General features: G+C 30.0%; 19 protein-coding genes. 2 read left to right on the top strand and 17 right to left on the bottom strand.

Features of this window, described 5'->3' with window-relative positions; all coding sequences use genetic code 11:
• Positions 1–121: 121 nt before the first annotated feature.
• A complete protein-coding gene (locus P161_RS0108910) occupies positions 122–1,168 on the top strand; it encodes an ATP-binding protein (RefSeq protein ID WP_026776663.1) in 1,047 nt (348 codons plus the stop codon).
• Here the strand turns inward: P161_RS0108910 and P161_RS0108915 are convergent.
• The 17 genes from P161_RS0108915 to P161_RS0108995 all read right to left on the bottom strand — a co-directional run bounded on the left by P161_RS0108915 (position 1,163) and on the right by P161_RS0108995 (position 19,566).
• Positions 1,163–1,891, bottom strand: coding sequence for a LuxR C-terminal-related transcriptional regulator (locus P161_RS0108915; RefSeq protein WP_026776664.1), 729 nt, complete (start codon positions 1,889–1,891; stop codon positions 1,163–1,165). The two genes, P161_RS0108910 and P161_RS0108915, sit on opposite strands and share 6 nt — an antisense overlap.
• Positions 1,892–2,116: 225 nt before the next feature.
• On the bottom strand, positions 2,117–4,489 hold the full coding sequence (locus tag P161_RS0108920; protein WP_026776665.1) for an RND family transporter: 2,373 nt from the start codon (positions 4,487–4,489) through the stop codon (positions 2,117–2,119).
• A 100-nt stretch (positions 4,490–4,589) separates the two neighbouring features.
• A complete protein-coding gene (gene frr, locus P161_RS0108925; RefSeq protein ID WP_026776666.1) occupies positions 4,590–5,144 on the bottom strand; it encodes a ribosome recycling factor in 555 nt (184 codons plus the stop codon).
• A gap of 85 nt (positions 5,145–5,229) precedes the next feature.
• Positions 5,230–5,937, bottom strand: coding sequence for a UMP kinase (pyrH, locus tag P161_RS0108930; protein WP_026776667.1), 708 nt, complete (start codon positions 5,935–5,937; stop codon positions 5,230–5,232).
• Between the two features lie 166 nt (positions 5,938–6,103).
• Positions 6,104–6,919 carry a purine-nucleoside phosphorylase gene (locus P161_RS0108935; RefSeq protein ID WP_026776668.1) on the bottom strand — a complete coding sequence of 272 codons (816 nt, stop codon included), beginning with the start codon at positions 6,917–6,919 and terminating at the stop codon, positions 6,104–6,106.
• A 40-nt stretch (positions 6,920–6,959) separates the two neighbouring features.
• Positions 6,960–7,607 (bottom strand): TIGR04282 family arsenosugar biosynthesis glycosyltransferase, encoded by a 648-nt coding sequence (locus P161_RS0108940; protein WP_231494722.1) that lies wholly within the window; start codon positions 7,605–7,607, stop codon positions 6,960–6,962.
• Positions 7,600–8,094 carry a rhodanese-like domain-containing protein gene (locus P161_RS0108945; RefSeq protein ID WP_026776670.1) on the bottom strand — a complete coding sequence of 165 codons (495 nt, stop codon included), beginning with the start codon at positions 8,092–8,094 and terminating at the stop codon, positions 7,600–7,602. The genes P161_RS0108940 and P161_RS0108945 overlap by 8 nt, the downstream gene beginning before the upstream one ends.
• 76 nt (positions 8,095–8,170) lie before the next feature.
• Positions 8,171–8,998, bottom strand: a complete 828-nt coding sequence (locus P161_RS0108950; protein ID WP_026776671.1) for a metallophosphoesterase — start codon at positions 8,996–8,998, stop codon at positions 8,171–8,173.
• Positions 8,983–10,365 carry a sodium:solute symporter gene (locus tag P161_RS0108955; protein ID WP_051605707.1) on the bottom strand — a complete coding sequence of 461 codons (1,383 nt, stop codon included), beginning with the start codon at positions 10,363–10,365 and terminating at the stop codon, positions 8,983–8,985. Before P161_RS0108955 ends, P161_RS0108950 begins: the two co-directional genes overlap by 16 nt.
• 66 nt (positions 10,366–10,431) lie before the next feature.
• Entirely contained in the window at positions 10,432–11,877 is a 1,446-nt protein-coding gene (locus P161_RS0108960) for a SusD/RagB family nutrient-binding outer membrane lipoprotein (protein ID WP_026776673.1), read from the bottom strand.
• 118 nt (positions 11,878–11,995) lie between these two features.
• A complete protein-coding gene (locus P161_RS0108965; RefSeq protein WP_026776674.1) occupies positions 11,996–15,190 on the bottom strand; it encodes a SusC/RagA family TonB-linked outer membrane protein in 3,195 nt (1,064 codons plus the stop codon).
• 75 nt (positions 15,191–15,265) lie between these two features.
• Positions 15,266–15,943: a DUF2064 domain-containing protein gene (locus P161_RS0108970; protein ID WP_026776675.1), complete on the bottom strand. Its 678-nt coding sequence runs from the start codon at positions 15,941–15,943 to the stop codon at positions 15,266–15,268.
• A gap of 115 nt (positions 15,944–16,058) precedes the next feature.
• Positions 16,059–17,114, bottom strand: a complete 1,056-nt coding sequence (arsS, locus tag P161_RS0108975) for an arsenosugar biosynthesis radical SAM (seleno)protein ArsS (RefSeq protein ID WP_026776676.1) — start codon at positions 17,112–17,114, stop codon at positions 16,059–16,061.
• A 124-nt stretch (positions 17,115–17,238) separates the two neighbouring features.
• Positions 17,239–17,565 carry a hypothetical protein gene (locus P161_RS18305; RefSeq protein ID WP_036841365.1) on the bottom strand — a complete coding sequence of 109 codons (327 nt, stop codon included), beginning with the start codon at positions 17,563–17,565 and terminating at the stop codon, positions 17,239–17,241.
• An 86-nt stretch (positions 17,566–17,651) separates the two neighbouring features.
• A complete protein-coding gene (locus P161_RS0108985) occupies positions 17,652–17,987 on the bottom strand; it encodes an arsenosugar biosynthesis-associated peroxidase-like protein (RefSeq protein WP_026776677.1) in 336 nt (111 codons plus the stop codon).
• Positions 17,988–18,026: 39 nt separating this feature from the next.
• Positions 18,027–18,737, bottom strand: coding sequence for a DUF547 domain-containing protein (locus tag P161_RS0108990; RefSeq protein WP_026776678.1), 711 nt, complete (start codon positions 18,735–18,737; stop codon positions 18,027–18,029).
• 121 nt (positions 18,738–18,858) lie between these two features.
• Positions 18,859–19,566: a queuosine precursor transporter gene (locus P161_RS0108995; RefSeq protein ID WP_026776679.1), complete on the bottom strand. Its 708-nt coding sequence runs from the start codon at positions 19,564–19,566 to the stop codon at positions 18,859–18,861.
• 233 nt (positions 19,567–19,799) lie between these two features.
• Between P161_RS0108995 and fabD the strand changes: the two genes are divergently transcribed.
• Positions 19,800–20,681 (top strand): ACP S-malonyltransferase, encoded by an 882-nt coding sequence (gene fabD / locus P161_RS0109000; RefSeq protein WP_026776680.1) that lies wholly within the window; start codon positions 19,800–19,802, stop codon positions 20,679–20,681.
• Positions 20,682–20,744 lie beyond the last annotated feature (63 nt).

Consider the following 20,744-nt stretch of genomic DNA (forward strand, 5'->3'; position numbering starts at 1 on the left):
GATTTACTTTAAAAAACTTACTGAGTTGTAAAGATACTTTTTTGAAGTAAAAAGCAAACTTAATTTGTCGTTAAATTAAAGGTGATAAAAAAAAATTATCTTTGAGCAAAACAAACCAGTTATGAAAAAAACGATTCCTTTCAAAAGAATTTTAAAGCAATTAAAAGATGATGCCATTGGTAAAGATTCTCATAGAGGAATTACTTTAACATATGCTTGGTTGGCAAATCAATTTGGTCATATTTCCTTAGGTTTTATTCCTAGTTATTTACTTTTTTATTTTTCGAATTTTGATGCTGTAAAATCTTCAATATATGTGTCAGGTTTTTGGTTACTTTTTGAGTTGTATAATTTTTTAGGCCCTTTATTAAGTAAAAGCGAATCGAAATCTGATATGGTTTTTATCCCAAAAAAAACAACTTATAAATTTAAACCAAAATGGAATAATTTAGCTTTTGATACTTTTACAGATGTCTGTTTTTTTGCATTTGGTGCTTTTTTGTTTAGTTTGTTAATAACAGAAGGAGATAATAAAACAGTTTTAATTGTTTTATCAAGTTTAGGCATCTATTTATTATTTGCTACAAGATATTGGTTTGTCACAAAAATGTACCAATTTTATGCGAGGTTTCCTTTTCAATTTCGCTTAAGTCAATGGGATTTTACTATTGATGCTGAAAACAAAAATAAGGTTGAACAATTTAAAAAATCAACAAAAAAAGATGGAAATCATTTATTAATATACGGAGCTTTAAGTACAGGAAAAACAAGTTTAGGAGTAGGGATTTTAAATGAATTAAGTATAAAAAACAACAGTTGTTTGTATGTAAATGCGTTTAAAATGTTTAATTATTTTTTTAATGATGAAAATGACGTTTTAGAAGAACATGAAATATGGAATTGGAAAACGACCAATTTTTTAATGATTGATGATATAAATCCAAGTGAACCCATTCAAGATGAATTGATATCGCCTAAAATATTATTAAGTTTTATTGATACTTTACAACCAATTAACAAAGCAAATAGAGATATTTTAAAGAATAAAAATATAATTTGGGTTTTAGGTAATAAGCAACCTTTAAAAATAAATTATGAAGATTCTTGGAAAAATATGCTTTTAGAAATTGGTATTCCAGAAGAAAAAATTACTACAATTAGTTTATAAGATATGATTATCGTGCGCAAAACTTATTAAATGAGGCAAGCTTTTTACATCAAATCTTTTATATAAAGGATATATTCTTTTTTCTATGGCAGATTGACTCACATTTAATTCACACGCAATTTCTTTAAAGGTAAAACCTCTTGCAGCCAATTCTAAAACTTCTATTTCTTTTCTAGAAATTGCCAATTCGTTAAATAATTGCTGATTTAAAGATTCTTCAAACTTAGATAATTTTGGTCCAAAAGCTGCATATTGCATAATATTACCTAACTTTCTAGAATGTATTTTTTCTGAAATTCCTATAATTTCTAAAATGTTACCGTCTTTAGATTTAAAAACACCCACTCTAGAAAATAGTGGAATGATATCGCCATTTTTATGAATTTTTTCAACTTCGATTGTAAAACTATATTTTTCTAAATCTTTTTTAGTAGCTAATAGAAATTGTAGTGCTTTGTCATTTAGTTCGTTAGAGAAGTTAAAGTGTCTTTTAGAGGTGATGCTAACAATTTTAAATAAGGTAATTTCTTCACTTTTGTACCCTAATAAATCTTCCCAGCCAGCAGCGTACAACATTCTGTTTTTTTCAAAAGAATAAATATATACAGCTTGTCCAATAAAACTTTGTACTTTACTTTTATATTCTTCAAATATTAAATCTTCAGAATCATAAGGAATATCTGATACTCGTACTCTAGTAAATTCTCCGAAATTTTTACTCATTATACGAAAATAATCAAAAACTGCGAAAAAACACAGTTGACATCATCAAAAAAGCACCTTAAATTTGATTAACTATTGAAAAAGAAGATTCTTAAAAAAAAAGTTGCTATGAATAAGAATTTTTTATTAAAAAGTTGCTGTGTTTATAAGACTTAATAACTAATCCCCCGATTTTTTTGATTATGAAAAAGAGATCTCCATTAATTATTTTAATGGAGATTTTTTTTATTCTATATTTTCCTCTTTTGGAGGAATAATTTTAATCTTTGGTTCTTTGAACATTTCTTTATTTGCAATTTTCTTTTCGAAAGTTAATAATAAAGAAGGTAATAACAATAAATTAGAAACCATTGCTAATAATAAGGTGATGGAAACCAAACCACCTAAAGCAATTGTGCCACCAAAACTAGAAAGCGTAAATACTAAAAACCCAAAAAACAATACGATAGAAGTATAAAACATACTAACTCCAGTTTCACGTAAAGCTGCATACACAGATGGTTTTATTTTCCATTGATTTGCCATTAATTCCTGCCTGTATTTTGCTAAAAAGTGAATGGTATCATCCACAGAAATACCAAAAGCAATACTAAAAACTAAAATTGTAGATGGTTTTATAGGAATATCAAAAAAGCCCATTAATCCTGCAGTGATTAATAAAGGCAAAATATTTGGTAGTAAAGAAATTGCAATCATTTGAGGCGATCTAAACATCCAAGCCATAAAAAGTGCAATTAAAACAATAGCTAACGATAATGAAAAAACTAAATTCGTAATTAAATAATTTGTTCCTTTTATAAAAACTAATGCTTTTCCTGTTATGGAAACTGTGAATTTATCTGCAGGAAACTCTTTGTTAACAACAGCTTTTAAGCGTTCTTGAATAACATCCATTTTATCTGTACCAATATCTTTCATAAAGGTGGTTATTCTTGCATAACGTCCTGTAGAATCTACAAATGTTTTTAGCATTCCTGCATCGCTATTTGTGTTTTTGGTATAAGCAAAAATGTAGCTTTGTTCTTGTGTTGTGGGTAGTTGATAATATTTAGGATTCCCTTTATAGTAGGCTTGTTTTGAGTATTTTACTAAGTTTACTACAGAGATTGGTTTCGACAATTCTGGAAAAGATTCTATAACTTCATTAATTTTATCCATCTTTTTTAAAGTGGATAATTTCATAACACCTTTATCTTTTTTTGTATCAATTAAAATTTCTAAAGGCATAATACCTCCAAACTCTTTTTCAAAGAACTTAATGTCTTTGTAAAAGCTTGTGCTTTTAGGCATGTCTTCAATTAAACTTCCAGAAACATTAATTTTATAGACACCAATAATGCTTAAAACCAGTACAATTACTGTTGCAAAATAAATAGTAATTCTTTGATTTCTTACCATTCTTTCCATCCAATCTACTACATTTTCAATCCATTTTCTTTCTAAATGATTTAAATGTTTCTTTTTAGGCAATGGCATAAAACTATAAATGATAGGAATAATCAATAGAGCCAGAATAAATATACTTACAATATTTACAGAAGCTAAAATTCCGAATTCACGTAATAAATCGCTTTTAACAAATACAAACGTTGCAAAACCTGAGGCAGTTGTAATGTTAGTCATTAAAGTGGCATTCCCAACTTTTGCAATTACACGTTGTAAAGCTTTGGCTTGTTGCCCATGTTTTTTAATTTCTTGTTGATATTTATTAATTAGAAAAACAGCATTAGGTACACCAATTACAATAATTAAAGGGGGAATTAAGGCAGATAAAACTGTAATCTCAAAACGGAATAATCCAATAAAACCAAATGCCCAAATAACACCAACAGTTACTACTAATAGTGTAATAAATGTAGCTCTGTAAGACCTAAAAAAGAAGAAGAAAATAACAGCTGTTATTAACAAGGCGCCTAAAACAAAGAGTAATATTTCATCTTGAATGTTTTGTGCATTTAAAGTTCTAATGTAGGGCATTCCAGAGATTCGAATATCTACATTGTTTTCTTTTTCAAATTTTTCTATAATTGGAATTAATTTATCAAAAATAAAATCTCTACGAACAGGCGTATTGATAATTTCTTTTTTGATGTAAATAGCAGTTTGTAAGGTTTCTGTTTCTTTATTAAATAATAGATTATCGTAAAAAGGCAGTTTCTGAAAAAGTTCTTTTTTTATAGCATTAACTTCTTTGGATGTTGTAGGATTTTCAGAATATAATGGTTCTAAAACAAATTTTCTTTTATTTCTATCTGCTTTTAGTTTTTGAACATCGGCAATTGATATCGTAAAATCAATTTCATCTAAATCGTCAAATTGTTTTACTAAGTTATTCCAAGCGTTAAATTTTTTTGGTGTAAAAACTGTAGAATCTTTAATACCAAGAATTACAAGATTACCTTCTTCTCCAAAAATTTCAAGAAATTTATTGTATTCTAAGTTTGCTTCGTGGTTTTCTGGTAAAAGATTTGCTTCTGTATATGAAAACTGCATATACTTCATTTGTGAAGCTAATAGCCCAGTAATGATTGCAATACCTATTAAAACCAAGTATCGGTTTCGTAAAATAATACTTGCAACTTTTGTCCAGAAATTCATTTAAAAAAATATTTCTACAAAGGTAGGTAAATTGTAGAAGTGTATAAAACAAACAAAGAGTGTTTTGCAACACTCTTTGTTAAATATATAATAAGATTTTTTAAACAGTCATTATTTCTTTCTCTTTTACAGCAAGAATATCTTCTATTTTTTTAACATATGTATCTGTTAGTTTTTGAACATCATCTTCTGCAATTTTTTTCATATCGTCAGAAATATCCGTTTTTTTGATGTCGTTGTTGGCATCTTTACGTGCATTTCTAACCCCAACTTTTGCATCTTCAGATTCTGCTTTTGCTTGTTTAGCCAAACCAATTCTTCTTTCTTCTGTTAAAGGTGGTACATTTATCATGATTAAATCACCATTATTCATTGGGTTTAAACCAAGGTTGGCAAGTTGAATTGCTTTTTCAATTGGTTGTAACATGTTTTTTTCCCAAGGTTGAATACTTAACGTTCTTGGATCTGGAGTGTTTACGTTGGCAACTTGAGTCAATTTTGTTTGCGAACCATAATAATCTACCATTACAGTACTTAACATTGCAGGAGATGCTTTTCCTGCTCTAATTGAGCGAAATTCTTTTTCTAAATGCTCAATGGCATTATGCATAGATTCTTTTGCTGTATCTAAAATAAATTCAATTTCTTCGTTCATCTTTTTTTAGAATTTGTAAATTTTATTTGTTCTTAACTTTATTCATTTTAAAAAATAAAATTATTAGAACATTTATTAAAAAATATTAATTTTCAACAATTGTACCAATTTTACCTCCAGAAACTAATTTTAGTAAGTTTCCATTTGTATTCATATCAAATACAATAATAGGTAATTTATTTTCTTCACTTAATGTAAACGCAGTCATATCCATTACTTTTAAACCTTTTTCTATAACATCTTTAAAGGTTATAGATTCAAATTTAATGGCATCTTTATTTTTTTCTGGATCTGTATTATAAATACCATCAACTCTGGTTCCTTTTAAAATACAATCTGCATCAATTTCAATAGCTCTTAAAACGGCTGCAGTATCTGTTGTAAAATACGGGTTTCCTGTTCCTGCACCAAAAATTACTACTCTTCCTTTTTCTAAATGACGAATTGCTTTTCGTTTAATATAAGGTTCTGCAACTTCTTTAATTTCTAAAGCAGTTTGCAAACGAGTATGCACTTCTTCATCTTCTAAAGCACTCTGCAAAGCCAATCCATTTATTACAGTAGCTAGCATACCCATGTGATCTCCTTGCACACGATCCATGCCATTTGCAGCTCCAGCAACGCCTCTAAAAATATTTCCACCACCAATAACAATGGCAACTTCAATCCCTTTTGCTACTACTTCTTTTATTTCTTTTGCATATTCAGAAAGTCGTTTTGGGTCAATTCCATATTGTCTATCACCCATTAAAGCTTCGCCACTTAATTTTAAAAGAATTCTTTTGTATTGCATATTTTATTTTGAGAATTATGCAAAATTACATTTTTTTTTTGATTTTACTTTTTGATGGAAACAAAAAATATTCTTCTGTATTTTAAAATAAACTCAATTTTTAAAAAATGATAATTAATATTACATAGAATAATTAATTATGAAAATGATAAGCATATATAATGGCTTATAAAACCTTAATAACCTCTTTAAACAGTGTAATCATATTCGGTTCTGCTTTGCCAGCAACAGCAATAATTTCTGCAATATCTACAGGTTGTAAATTTTTTGGATCACATTCATCTGTTAAAACAGAAATTGCTGCACAAGGCAAGTTTAATTGTTTGGCGACAATAACTTCAGGAACTGTGCTCATTCCTACAGCATCCGTTTCTAAAATTTGTAACATTCTATATTCTGCTCTGGTTTCTAATTGTGGGCCTAAAACACTGGTGTAAACTCCTTGATGCAATTGTATTTTATGTTCTTGCGCAATTAAATTTAGTTGTATGTTAATTTCTTTGGAATAAGGTTCTAACATATCTGCAAAAATATTTCCAAAATTATTAGCGCCATTAAATGCTAAAGGTGAGCTGCCTTGTAAATTAATATGATCTTCAATCAACATTAAATCGCCTTTTTTGTAATCTAAATTTATAGCACCTGCAGCATTTGAAATCAGTAAATTTTTAATTCCTAAGCCATGCATTGTTCTAATTCCATAAGTAACTTCCCAAGCATTATAGCCTTCATATAAATGAAATCTACCAGACATTACTACAACTTTTTTGCCTGATAATTCTCCATAAATTAATTTCCCAGAATGAAACTCTACAGTTGCTTCAGGAAAATTTGGAATATCTGAATACGAAACTTCTTTTTCAATTGAAATTTCATCTACTAATTTTCCCAAACCTGTTCCTAAAACAATGCCTATTTCAGGGTTTGTAATTCCTTTTGATTTTAAAAAATCTATCGTTTCTTGTAGTTGTTGCGCTTTCATATATGTTGAATTTTAAAGCAATTTAATTTGAATGATAAAGTTACTTATTTTCAATGAATGTAGTCATAATTTCAGGAATATTTACAATATCCTCATAGACATCTATGTCATTTTTAAACTCTAATAATTTTACTTTTTTATCACTTAAATCATTTAAAGTATCTTTTCTTACAGTTTCTGTGCCCCAATCTTTATTTTTAAAAACGTTTTCTTGTAGATAATTCATTCCTAAAAGATAATAACCACCATCTTCTGCAGGACCAATTACTACATCATTTTGGTCTAATTCAACAAATGCTTTTTCAATATTTTTTTCTGATAAATCGTATAAATCACTACCAATTATCATCACTTTTTTGTAACCAGCGTCAAATCCGTTTTTGAATGCATTCAACATTCTTATTCCTAAATCTTCTCCAAACTGTTGATGTTTTTGATAAATATCTGGATTCCAAATATCGTTTTCTCTAATTTTTACAGAATAGTAAACTGCTTTATCAGCATTTACCTTTAATGAAATGTCTCTTGTTCTTTCTAACAAAAATTTATAAATTTCTAGAGCAGTTTCATCGCCAACAGTTTTTGCCAAACGTGTTTTTGCTTTGCCTAATTCTGGATTTCTTGTAAAGATTAATAATAAGTTTTTACTTCTAACTTCCAACTTCATACTTCCATCTTTTTTACTCATAAACTTTCTCTCCTTTTTTCAACCATTTGCTCCAATTTTTGTTAAAAGCGTGAACTTTTTCTGTTGATTTTCCTAAAGTATCAACCACTTTAAAATTCGCATTTTTCCATTCGAAAATTCCTCCATATAAATTGTAAACATTTGTATAGCCTTCTTCAATTAATTTATGAGCCACAGTTTCAGATCGAATACCTAAAGAGCAATACACCACAATTTTTGTACTCTTGTCTTTAGGTAATTTTGCCATAGTTTCATTAAGCTTAAAATCGTTATAACCCACACGAATTGCTTTCTCTAAATGACTGATGTTGAACTCTTCTTCTTCTCTTGCATCCAATAAAATTGCATCATTTTTTGGCATTGCTAACGTCTCAACAGACATATAAGGAACATTTCTTGTGTTCCATTTATCAAGAAGTTTATCCAATTTTGTCTGCCCAAAAGTTGTAGCGCTAACAACTAAAAAAAGTATCACTATTTTTTTCATTTTGATTTTATTGATTTTTCTTTATTTTTTGATTAAAGAATTCATTTAAAATTGTCATTCCTGTTAAAACAGGAATCTATAGTTGAATTCCAAAACCTTGTAAACCAGATTCTAATGGAGGTAAAATTTCTGTATTATCCCAAATTCCTGTAACAATTGTTCTAGAATATTCTTCGGGTAATAAACCATTTTGCATCAACTTACTCGTTAATTTATAATTGTATTCTAATGTTTGATGTGTAAAGTTAAAACTATTATTTGAATCGTCTAAAATAGCATACCAAACAGAAGGATTTCCATCATTTGCAGGCATTCCTATAACTCCAGGATTCAACCATAATTTTTCTTTTTCTTGATGATAAAAAGGCAAACCACAATGTCCTGCAACAATAACATCGCTATTTGTAGTCTTAAAATTTGGTTTTTTAACCTCCCAATCTGTAGATTTAAAAATAAATTCTGATACATTAAAATACGAACCATGTACAACAGTCACTTTTTTATCAGCATATTTAAAACTGATATTATGTGGCAATGTTTGTAAAAAATCTAATGAATTTTCAGACAATTTACTTTGTGCAAAAGGATACCAAAGTTGCGAAAAACCATCACATCTTGAGCCTTCTCTAAAATCGCAACCACAATCTTCTGCATTTTCTCTTAGCTGAATTTCTACATTGCCAACAATACTTTTTGCGCCCCAAAGCTTAAAAAGTTGTACAGTTTCTTCAGGTTGTGCACAATAACCAACAATATCGCCAGTACAAATACAATTTTCTGGAGCAATATTCTCTTTTTCTGCAATTTGTTTTAAAGCTTCTAAAGCTTGTAAATTGCTATACACACCACCAAAAAGCAATGTTTTTCCTGTTATTTGACCTAAATCTACTATTTTTTGATCCATTTTGGAATAAAATATAAAATGATACAACTTAAAATTCCCCAAACATTTACCCAAAGTAAAGATGCGTATTTTCCTTTTGTAAAAATGAGCGATTCTGGAAACCAATTAAATACTAAAAGGATTCCAAAAATCAAACCACAAACTACAGATACATAAAAACTAATTTTTGGCACTTTTACATTCCAAAAAATAAAAATAGGCGTCAACCCAATAACCATTGTTCCAGAAATGGTGGTTGCCGATAAAATTTCTGCATTTAAAAAAACGGGAATGGTTCCTAAAATTGCAACAGCAATCATAGAAATTCTTCCAAAAGAAACCGATTTTCCTAAATTTAAATCGACAGCTAAAAGTTTAGAAAATGATGAAAAAGTAGAATCTAATGTAGAAGCTGCAGAGGTGATCATAATAAAATTGATAACCAACAAAATGACAACTCCAAAAGCTTTTCCAACTTCAACAGCAGCTTGACCTTGCATTCCTTTTGTTTGTGCATACACACCAATCAAACTAAATAAAACAATACAAATGGCACCCAAAATACTTGCCCACAAAAAACTTTTACGAGTTACTTTTGGAGAAGATATAAACCCTCTATCTGTTAAAACAGGATCGTGAAAAGGATAACTAAAAGACTGAATAAGTGCTGCAAAAAAGAGATTTAAACCGAGTTCAAAACTCCAAGTTCCAGAAGTTACTATTTGTTCTGTAGAAAAATCATCTGTCGTAAAAATTGTTCCTAAAATGATCATTAATAAAACAGAAAACAACACCATTTGAATAACATCTGTGAAAATTGAACTGCTTAAACCACCTTTAACTGCGTAAGAAAGTGTCAAAATAGTAAACAAAATAATTGCCCAATAATAGGAGGAACTTCCCATTTCTCCAAAATAACTTCCAATAACCATTGTGTTACTCCAAACTTCATTAAAAAGCCTGAAAGCTATCAAAATAGAAAAAATTGCCATGGCTTTTTTACCGAATTTCGAAATTAAAAATTCGTGAATACTTTTAAAATTTCCTTTGGTTCTTAATTGATAAATGATAATTCCAGCTACAGCAAAAGATAAATAATAACCAGCATACGCAACTCCACCAACCAAACCAAAGTCTAAACCAAGATTTGCTGCGTTTGTAATGCTTTTCGCAAAAATCCAAGAAATAATTAAGCTTCCTGTTAACACTAAAGTATTAGGCGCTTTTTTCTTGTTTACAGCTTTAAAAAACTGATCTGTTGTTTTCGCTAAAGGAGATAAGAAAAATAAGATTAAACTAGAAACAATTATTAAAATCCATTGAGCCCACCCTAACCCTCCCAAAGGGAGGGAATTTTCACTCAATTGAATAAAAAAGGATGTTATCATACTTTATTTTTTTTTATTTTATTTATACAAAAATTTCCACAAGAGTATTTCCCTCCTTTGGAGGGATTAAGGGAGGCTATTCCACCAAACAGGAACATCCAAACTATTCCCATTTGTAGCAGTTTCTGCAACTTTATAATTTTCTTGATTTAGAGATGCAGCTTCTGGTGGATAAGGCATTCTCACAGGAATTAATCCGTTGTTTAAACTTGCTGAAATATTTTTTAAACTTGGAAAACCTGTTCTTCTAAATTCAATCCAACCTTCGTAACCATTTATAACGGATGCAATCCATTTTTGAGTAATAATTTGCTCTAAAGGTGTTTTTCCAATAGCATTAAAGTTTGCATTTCCTGCTAAATATGTGGCTGGTAAATTCGTGTTCCAATATTCAAAAGCTTGTGCAACTCCAGTATTGTATAAAGATTCTGAATTTGTACTGATAAAACCTTTTTCAGCAGCTTCTGCTAAAAGAAAATTGGTTTCCCAAGCTGTCATAAAATTAGCATCTAATGTTGATGTATCTTCTCTAAAAGCAGTTCCTGAAAGAGAAAAATCTGCTAATGCAATTGATGTTGTAGACGAGTTAATTCCGTTGATTAAACCATTAAAACCTGCTGAAGTTGAATTGGCAAAAGGCCTAAAAAAGCTGCCAATTCTATCGTCATTCAAATCGATTAAAATTTCTTCCATGGTTTCAGACAGTACAAAATTGTTAAAATCTCCAATTCTTAATTGTGCCAATCTAAAACTATTGGGTTCCGAATTTGTAAAATCGAAAACGGCATTCTCAGAATTATTTTTGATGTAATTTCCTTCCGAAAAAATAGTTTGTAATTGGCTTGAAACATCAACTTTACCAGAAATTCTAACTAAATATTTAATTTTTAATGAGTTTGCAAATTGTATCCAAGATTGTAAATTTCCATCATATAAAATATCTCCTTGTAAAGGAATTGAACCTGAATAACCATTGATTGCTGCAATACCTTTGTCTAAATTGTCTAAAATTCCGTTTTCATTTTGATAAATATCCTCTTGTAAATCGTAAGCAGGTGTTACAGATCCTTCAATTCCGTTAAAAGCCTCAAAGTAAGGAACATCACCAAATAAATCTGTTAAACCAGCAGTCATATAGGCTTTTAAAATTAAGGCAGGGCCTTCATACACTGCAAAAGCTGGTGTTTCTCTGCTTTGTTTTAAAACAATTTCATTATCACGTAAATTGGTGTAAAAAATCGGCCAAGGATTCCCTCCCAATTGAGGACTTTTTAAATCGTGTCTGTCAAATAAGTTAAAGTCCAAAGCTGTTCTGTGTTGTGCTAATAAATCTCCTGCTACAAAACCTTCGTAACTCATTTGTTCGCCAAAATCGTAAATTACTTGTCTTAATAACAAGTTGGGTTGCACAGCAACTGGTGCATTTTGGTTGGTGTTGATTTCTTCAAAATCTTTTGTGCAACTTGCAAATGTGATTGCAAAAATTGCGACTGTATATATAATATTCTTCATTTTTTATCGATTATCCTGCAAGGTTTCAAAAACCTTGTAGGTATTTTAATTTTCAATTAATTGGTTTATGCTTTCTAAACCTAAAAGGAATCCTCGTTCCTCGGAAATACCTTGCAGGTTAAAAATCAAATCCTACTTTAAAACCTAAAGTTCTGCTGGTGGCATAACTCATATCTTCAACTCCGCTTACAAAACCATTTCCTTGAACCGCTAATTGCTCAGGATCAAAATGTGGATTTTCTGTAATTACAAATAAATTGTTTCCGATAAAAGAAAAATTCATTGTTGAGGTATCTTTTAATCCTAAAAATCCTTCGTTTAAATTTAAAGTATAACCAATTGAAAACTGACGTAATTTTAAAAATGAGGCATCATACACATTGTTTTCTTCATGATTTCTGTCGTAGAATTGTCTGTAATAACTTTCAGGAGAAACAGCAACAGTGTTAGGTTGTCCTGTATTTACATTTACTCCTTGGGCAACAATTCCTGCATCTGGTCTAAAAGCAGTTTCTGCTAATTGACCTCCAACATTTCCTAAAGCACTTGTTCTAGAAACGATTTCTCCACCTTGTCTCCAATCGAATAAAAAGCTTGCTGTAAAATCTTTATATTTGAAAGAATTGTTCCAGCCTAAAGTAAAATCTGGATTGTAATTTCCTAGTTTAATTAACTCATTATTGGCAATATAACGTCCATTATCATCTAACAAAAATTGTCCTTCTGCATTTTTTTCATAACCAGTTCCATACATGTCACCAATTTGTCCTCCTTCTTCAACTTGAAACCAAACTGTTTGGTTTGCACTATCGTAAATTCTGCTATAAGCCAATGTTAATCTACCTTCTTCTTGAGGTAAATCTTTGATGATAGACTTATTACTTGCAAAATTAAAAGTTGTATTCCAAGTAAAGTTTTCGGTTCTAATAGGAGTTCCTCCCAAAATAATTTCAACACCTGTTGTGTTTACTTTTCCTCCATTAACAACTTGTTGATTGTAGCCAGACGAAATTGCAATTGGCAAAGAAATAATTTGATCTTTTGTAGTGTTGTTATAATACGTAAAATCGATATTTAAACGATCTTTAAAAAAACGAAGATCTGCACCAAACTCATAAGAAGTTGTAATTTCTGGTCTTAAGTTCGCATTCGGAATAAAATCTTGATTGCTAAAAGTAGGTTGCCCATTAAAAGGAGTTTGCGACACAAAAGCACCAGAAGTTTGAAACGGATTTGTGTCATTACCAACTTGTGCAATACTTGCTCTTAACTTTGCAAAAGAAATATTTTTATTTAATTCTGTTGCGTTTGATAAAATAAAACTTGTAGAAATTGAAGGATAGAAAAATGAAGTTCCATCTACAGAAAATGGTGTTGCTAAAGCACTAGACCAATCATTTCTTCCAGTAATATCAACATATAAATAATCTTTGTAACCAAATTTTGCAATTCCATATAAAGAATTAATTCTCTTTTTAGAATCAAATTGAAAAGCTTCAATTGGTGAAGCTGCATTGTTTAAACTAAAAATACCTGGTTGTGCTAAATTAGTCGTTTGTAATTGTTTTGTGGAAGCAGTTTGGTCTAAACGATTTCCTCCAAAAGAAGCATCAAAAGAAAAATCACCAAAATTATCTGTGTAATTTACCAAGAAATCTGTGTTTATTTCTCTGTAAAAAACATCATGTTCTGCATAGGCTCCATTTTTAAAACGATTGGAACTAAAATTACGTTTAAATTGTCTTTTTTCTGATGAATAATCCATTCCAGAACGCAAAGAGAAACTTAATTTATCAGTAAATTTATGGTTGATGGCAATGTTTCCAAATACACGATCTCTGTTGAATGAATTTGTATTTTCGTGTAAGATGAAAAACGGATTATCGAAAAAAGTATAGTTAAAAGAATATTGCTGCACACCCTCTAAACCTGGTTGCCAATAATCACGTAAACTATCAATATTTAAAGATCTTGGGCCCCAAGCAACTAAAGAATAATTTGCATTTTCACTTCCATAACCATTAGATGGTCTGTTATCGCTACTCGAATTCACGTAGTTTACAGAACTTGTAATTTTTGTTTTTTCTGTAGGATTAAAATTTAGTTTTAAAGCGGCTGTTTTTCTGTCTAAATTTACACCAGGAATTATAGATTCGCTATCTAAATCTGTAATAGATAATCTGTAAGAACCACGATCAAAGCTATCATTTATAGCAATATTGTTAATGGTTGTAATTCCTGTTTGGTAAAAATCTTTTAAGTTATCTGGATTCGAATTGAAAGCAGTTGGCGTAATTGACAAACCTGAATATAGAGAAGTATCTCCACCTCTTACAATAGTTCCATCTGCTAAAGTAACAGGCGAATCGAATTGCGGAATTAAATTTCCAACATCCAATCTTGGCCCCCATGAATAGGTAATATTGTCATTAATTCCTCCACCTAAACCATCTACATATTCAAAATTTCCAGAATTTCCTTGTCCGAATTCATTTTGAAACTCAGGCAAACGAAAAGCCGAATCAAAAGTAATCGATGAATTTATGCTAATTCCCAAGCCTTTTTTATTGCTCCCATCTTTCGTATTAATCACAATAACGCCATTTGACGCGCGCGTTCCATACAAAGCAGCAGCACTTGGTCCTTTTAAAACAGTCACAGATGCAATATCATCTGGATTTACTTCCATGGCTCCGTTTCCAAAATCAATTTCTTGAAAACCAGCAGCAGCTTCATTGGTAAAATTAAAAACGGTGTTGTTGTTAATTGGAGTTCCATCCACCACAAAAAGTGGATTGTTATTGGAGAAAGAAGCTTCCCCACGAATGGTAATTTTTGATGAGGATCCAACTCCTGTTGCTCCTTGAGAAATGGTAACTCCAGCTAATTTACCAGACAAATTATCTAAAAAATTGGCAGTTTTAACTTCGTTAAGATCTTTCGCTTTTAACTCTTGAACAACATAACCTAACTCTTTGGTTTTTCTGTTTAATCCTAAGGCAGTTACTACAATTTCATTTAAATTCGTTTCAATTTCTTCTAATTGAATGTTGATGGTAGTTTGATTGTCAACTTTTATTTTTTGAGTTTTATAACCTAAATAAGAGAAGGTTAACATCTGATTTTTATCTTGAACTGTAATTGAATACGTTCCATCTATAGAAGAAGTTGTGCCGTTTTCTGTTGATGTTGAGATGGTTACAGAAGGAATTCCTTCACCTGTGATTTTATCGGTAATTGTGCCTGAAATTTTAATTTGTGAAAAACTGATGCTTGTTACAAACAGTATCATCCACATAAAAATGTGCTTCATTTAGTGTAATTTTTGTGTAAATATTTTATTTTGATAAATAGTCCAACACTTTTTATCAATAGATAAAAGTGTTTATTACGCAAAAATTAATGGAGAGCCTTTATTAGAATTTGGTGCAAAAAAAGTTTTTTTAAAGTTGATAGTAAGGTCAACAAAAAACTCTTTTTGAGGACATATAAGTAGCGTTAAAATTTTTAAAACCGATTTTGGTATCGCTTTAAAACTATCTAGTATTTTTTTTATATCCTCTAAAACATCTAAATCATTTAAGATTCCTAAAAGCTTAATATGTAGTTTTTTAGAAGTTACTATAGATGTAATACACTTTTGTAATTTAGAAGTTTGCCAAGGTAATTTTAAGAAGGTTTCTTTATTAAAATGTTCTTTTTTTATCCCCATTAAATAAAAACCACCATCTTTTGAAGGTCCTAAAACCAAATCATTTTTTTCAAGTTGATGAACAGTATCAACTAGATGTTTTGTTTTTAAGTGTGGAGTATCATTACCAATGGTAATTACATTCTTAAAACCTTTATTGAAAATGTTTTCAATAGCATTGGAAAATCGTTCACCAAAAGACGAACCTACCTGGTTTTTTTCAGAAAAATGAAAATATTCAATGCCAGATTTTTCTACCGTTTTTAAAGTTTGATGATTCAGTGCCGAAAAAACATCAGAAGAAAGAAACGTTTTTCTTTCAGCTTCTTTTTCAGCAGAATTTGCAAAAATTAATATGGCAGTATTTTTTTTCATTTATAGCAAGGGAGCATAACCCTTTGTTGTTTTTTACAAGGGGTTTAAACCCCTTGCTATATTTTAGCAAACATATTCCAGCAACAGTTTTCCCCTTTGGGGAATTAAAGGGGCCTTATGCTACAACTCCTTGACAACTACTTCCTGCACCAGCTGTACAACCATAACAATGTTGGTTGATAATAATATTTCTGTTTTGCAATAATTCTTCATTATAATCAGAAACATGTTTTACTTTGCTGGCAACTTTTAAATTTAGCATTTGGTTAAAATCGCAATCAAACAACCAACCATCCCAACTAATAGAAATTGTGTTTGTACACATTACACTTTCTACTGCTTTTGGATTGTAAGCGTCTAATAAAGAGTGCATATAATCTTCATAATTATCGGATGCAATTAAATAATCTAAAAAACGACTTATAGGTAAATTTGTAATGGCAAAAAGACTATGAAAATCGATATCAAAATCTTCTTTTAAGGCTTTTTTGAAATCATTTTCTAGTGCTTGTTGATCTCCAGGTAAAAATGCACCTGAAGGATTATACACCAAATCTAATTTTAAATCAGAACCTGGCATTCCATAACCGACAGCATTTAATTTTTGTAAAGCTTTAATTGATTTGTCAAAAACACCTTCTCCACGTTGTTTATCAGTTTTTCCACGAGTCCAATGAGGCATTGAAGAAACTACGTGAACTCCATGCTTTTTAAAGAATTCTGGTAAATCATGGTATTTTTTATTGGCTCTAATAATGGTTAAATTAGATCGAACAATAAAATCTTTAATCCCTGCTTTGGATGCTTCTTCTACAAACCATCTAAAATTTGGGTTCATTTCTGGAGCTCCACCAGTTAAATCTAACGTATGAGCTTCTGTTTTTTTAATGACTTCCAAACATTGCTGCATGGTTTCCATCGTCATAATTTCTTTACGATCTGGACCAGCATCTACATGACAATGTTCGCAAACTTGATTACACATGTAGCCTAAGTTTATCTGTAGAATTTCTAATTTTTTGGGACGAAGTGGAAAATGACCAGTTTCTTTTATTTTTGCTGCAAATGTTGGTAATTCTCCGTTTGCGAAAATTCCGTTTGAAAGAATTTCCATTTGACGAGATGTATTTGCAATATCGTTATTTCTTGCTTTTAATGATTTAGTTGCCATATTTTAGTTTTCAGTAGGCAGTTTCAGTATTCAGTTTGAGCAGGTTTTTCTGCCAACTGATTCTGTAAACTTTATGTTTTATGCTATTTTTAATATTTACGTAAATGGTTGTGGTTTGGTTTTGTTATGCGTCATTAATTGAATAATTAATTAAAATTTCAACTAATTTTTCTGATGACAAATTCTTATTCTCTTTTACTTCATCCATAAAATCAATAAAATAATGGAAGTTAAAAAAACTATGGTATTTAACGTTGTTTTTTTCAAAAATGATTAATCCATCTGTATTTTCATTTTCTATCTCAAAAAAAGCAAGTTCAGAATTTGAATCAACTTTATCAATCATATAAATTTCTATGGATTCAGAATTAGAGTTAAGAGAATTATTTTTTAAAAAATCTTCAAAAACAATATTTGTTTTAAATAAGTTAACTAAATCTAATAATTTCATTTTAGAATTTCTAATCAAAAGATCCCGCAGAAAAAGCGGGATAAGCGACCTCTAAAATTTTGCCAAAAGGCAAAATTAGAGTCTGCTTACATTTCTAACTTATTAACTTTATTCATCATTTGCACTCCATGTACCAAAGTTGCACCACTTTTAATGGCTGCTCCCACATGAATTGCTTCCATCATTTGCTCTTTAGTAACGCCTCTTTGTAAAGTGTCTTTTGTATAGGCATCAATGCAATATGGACATTGTTCTGTATGTGCTACAGCTAATGCAATTAAAGATTTTTCACGAGCTGTTAACGCTCCTTCTTCAAAAACTTTTCCATAATAGTCAAAGAATTTGTTTCCTAAATCTTCACTCCATTCTGTTATTTTTCCGAATTTTCTTAAATCTCCAGAATCGTAATATGTTTTAGACATTTATATATTTTTATAAATTTAAAAGTTGAAAGATAGTAATTATTTACTGTTCAAACTCCAATCATATTTTAAATAAGATATTTTAGCATCAGAATTGATTTCTGTAGTTGAATACTTGTTTAAATAATCAATTACGGAACCATTTTTAGTAAAATCTTCTTGAAACCAATCAAAGATTGATGAAATTTGAACTTTATCCTTAGAAATCTTATTTCTAGAGGAATCGTTGATAAATGTTTTCATCAATTCCTCTAAATTAGCATGTACATTTTCTTCTGTAAAAGCTTCGTTTCCTAATTTAGGGCAAGAAATAGAAGCACAATTTACACCTACATGAATTCTTGGGTCAAATAAATTTTTACGTAAAATTTCATGTTCAATATGATCTAAGGTGTATGTTTTGCCACCAACTTTCGCAAAAGGAATCTTCCAAGCTGTTTTTCCATCTTTTTTGATATCCATAATTGATTTTAATGGATAATTTTCTAAAATAAGTTTGATAGTATAGGCATTGTAAGCATTGATCCAAAATGCTTTTTGCTTATTTTTTGACCAAGAATCTGCTGGTGATGTTTTTTCTAAATAATCAATGTAAGTATCTAATTTAGCTTCATCCGCTTTAAAAGATTTATAGTCTACAAAGCCGTCTTTTGTAACGTGTTTTTGTAATAAATCATTATAAATTGATGTTTGTGCATTTCCTTGTGAGAAGGTTAAAATTGCTATAAGTACTATAAATATGTTTTTCATAAATGTTTTTGTTTCTACGTTATTAGACGAAGTTTTTATAATAGATTACAAAAATGAGTCCAATCTTTTTTAGAAGCACTCTTTTAATTTTGTAATAGATTAATTTAGTGTGATTTGAAATTTATTTTTGATCATATAAAAACTCATCAGTAAGTTCGTTTGTAAGGTTAAGTTTGAACCTTTTTCTGAATAGAAAAACGGCTCCATATAATAAAGGCGTATCTAAAATGGCAACAATTACTTTAAACAGAAAACCACTAATTAATAAACTTGTAAAGATTTCCCAAGGCAAAATTTTAAAAATGCATAATAAAAATATTACAGTAAAAGTATCTATAAATTGTGATGCAAACGTGGAAAAATTATTACGCAACCATAAATGTTTTCCATGGGTTAGTTTTTTCCAAAAATGAAAAATTTTGATGTCTATAAATTGTGCGAACAAATATGCCATCATTGATGCAAAAACGGCTAAAGGCGATAGTCCAAATACTTGATGAAAAGTTTCATTATTAATAGGAGAAGTTTCAGTTGCTGGAGCAACATCTGAAATTAATATGATAAGCATGGAAAACAAAGAAGCAAAAATACCAGCAATAACGACTTTATTTGCTTTTCTTTTACCATAGATTTCTGATAAAATATCAGTAATTAAAAACGTAATGGGATAAGGTAAAATGCCCACAGAAATTTCAAAACGATACAAACCAAAAGGTTCCCAATAAAAAAACTTTTGAAATATTAAGTTTGATGCCACTAAGGATGCAATAAATAACGCAGCTAATACGAAGTAAATATTATCTGCCAATTGTTTGTCTTTAAGTGTCATGAAGCAAAGTTAGTAAATATTAATTTTGTTTCATATATTTAATTAATTATTAAACAAGTCTAGCCCTGATTGAAGCCTTTCGACTATGCTCAAGGCAGGCTAATGTTTGAGCTCTTTTTTATGCTTTTTCAGCATAAAAAAAGCGAGTGCTGAAAGCAGGAAATAGCTTCAAATAAAAATCATTATTTTTGTCGCCAATTCAACGATTAAATAATTACACAAATTAACAATTTATGAAAGCATATATTTTTCCAGGACAAGGAGCACAATTTTCAGGAATGGGATTGGATTTATACGAGAAATTTCCATTAGCACAAGAATATTTCGAAAAAGCAAATGATATTTTAGGGTTTTCAATTACAGACATTATGTTTGAAGGAACTGCTGAACAATTGAAAGAAACGAAAGTTACACAACCTGCTATTTTTTTACATTCGGTGATTTTAGCGAAGGTTTTGGGTGATTCTTTTCAGCCAGCAATGGTTGCTGGACATTCTTTAGGGGAATTATCGGCTTTGGTTGCAATTGGAGTTTTATCTTTTGAAGATGGTTTGGAATTGGTTTCAAAAAGAGCTTTGGCAATGCAAAATGCGTGTGAAACACAAAAATCTACAATGGCTGCAATTATTGGTTTAGAAGATACTATAGTTGAGGAATTTTGTGCAGAGGTTGATGGAGTGGTGGTAGCTGCAAATTATAATTGTCCAGGTCAATTAGTGATTTCAGGAGAAGTAGAAGCTGTTGAAAAAGCTTGCGAAATATTAAAAGAAAAAGGTGCAAAAATGGCTGTAGTGTTGCCTGTTGGTGGTGCATTTCATTCGCCTTTAATGGAGCCTGCAAGAGAGGAGTTAGCTGCTGCAATTGAAGCAACAACTTTTAACGAACCAATTTGTCCAGTTTATCAAAATGTAGCTGCAATGGCTATAAATGATGCTGCAACTATAAAAGGAAATTTAGTAGCTCAATTGACTGCGCCTGTAAAATGGACACAATGTATCCAAGCAATGATTGCTGATGGAGCAACCGAATTTATAGAAGTTGGCCCAGGAAAAGTATTACAAGGTTTAATGCGTAAAATTGATAGAAAAGTTGCTGCAAGTGGAGCTGCTGTTTAGTTTACAGTTTACAGTTTTCAGTAACAGTTTATAGTAAAAAAAAATCCCAATTTCAAATTTGAC

This window comes from Polaribacter sp. Hel_I_88 (assembly GCF_000687935.1).
Taxonomy (GTDB): Bacteria; Bacteroidota; Bacteroidia; order Flavobacteriales; family Flavobacteriaceae; genus Polaribacter.

Coding starts and splice junctions, on each gene's coding strand:
- P161_RS0108910 (WP_026776663.1), top strand. CDS start 122: ATGAAAAAAACGATTCCTTTCAAAAGAATTTTAAAGCAATTAAAAGAT.
- P161_RS0108915 (WP_026776664.1), bottom strand. CDS start 1,891: ATGAGTAAAAATTTCGGAGAATTTACTAGAGTACGAGTATCAGATATT.
- P161_RS0108920 (WP_026776665.1), bottom strand. CDS start 4,489: ATGAATTTCTGGACAAAAGTTGCAAGTATTATTTTACGAAACCGATAC.
- frr (WP_026776666.1), bottom strand. CDS start 5,144: ATGAACGAAGAAATTGAATTTATTTTAGATACAGCAAAAGAATCTATG.
- pyrH (WP_026776667.1), bottom strand. CDS start 5,937: ATGCAATACAAAAGAATTCTTTTAAAATTAAGTGGCGAAGCTTTAATG.
- P161_RS0108935 (WP_026776668.1), bottom strand. CDS start 6,919: ATGAAAGCGCAACAACTACAAGAAACGATAGATTTTTTAAAATCAAAA.
- P161_RS0108940 (WP_231494722.1), bottom strand. CDS start 7,607: ATGAGTAAAAAAGATGGAAGTATGAAGTTGGAAGTTAGAAGTAAAAAC.
- P161_RS0108945 (WP_026776670.1), bottom strand. CDS start 8,094: ATGAAAAAAATAGTGATACTTTTTTTAGTTGTTAGCGCTACAACTTTT.
- P161_RS0108950 (WP_026776671.1), bottom strand. CDS start 8,998: ATGGATCAAAAAATAGTAGATTTAGGTCAAATAACAGGAAAAACATTG.
- P161_RS0108955 (WP_051605707.1), bottom strand. CDS start 10,365: ATGATAACATCCTTTTTTATTCAATTGAGTGAAAATTCCCTCCCTTTG.
- P161_RS0108960 (WP_026776673.1), bottom strand. CDS start 11,877: ATGAAGAATATTATATATACAGTCGCAATTTTTGCAATCACATTTGCA.
- P161_RS0108965 (WP_026776674.1), bottom strand. CDS start 15,190: ATGAAGCACATTTTTATGTGGATGATACTGTTTGTAACAAGCATCAGT.
- P161_RS0108970 (WP_026776675.1), bottom strand. CDS start 15,943: ATGAAAAAAAATACTGCCATATTAATTTTTGCAAATTCTGCTGAAAAA.
- arsS (WP_026776676.1), bottom strand. CDS start 17,114: ATGGCAACTAAATCATTAAAAGCAAGAAATAACGATATTGCAAATACA.
- P161_RS18305 (WP_036841365.1), bottom strand. CDS start 17,565: ATGAAATTATTAGATTTAGTTAACTTATTTAAAACAAATATTGTTTTT.
- P161_RS0108985 (WP_026776677.1), bottom strand. CDS start 17,987: ATGTCTAAAACATATTACGATTCTGGAGATTTAAGAAAATTCGGAAAA.
- P161_RS0108990 (WP_026776678.1), bottom strand. CDS start 18,737: ATGAAAAACATATTTATAGTACTTATAGCAATTTTAACCTTCTCACAA.
- P161_RS0108995 (WP_026776679.1), bottom strand. CDS start 19,566: ATGACACTTAAAGACAAACAATTGGCAGATAATATTTACTTCGTATTA.
- fabD (WP_026776680.1), top strand. CDS start 19,800: ATGAAAGCATATATTTTTCCAGGACAAGGAGCACAATTTTCAGGAATG.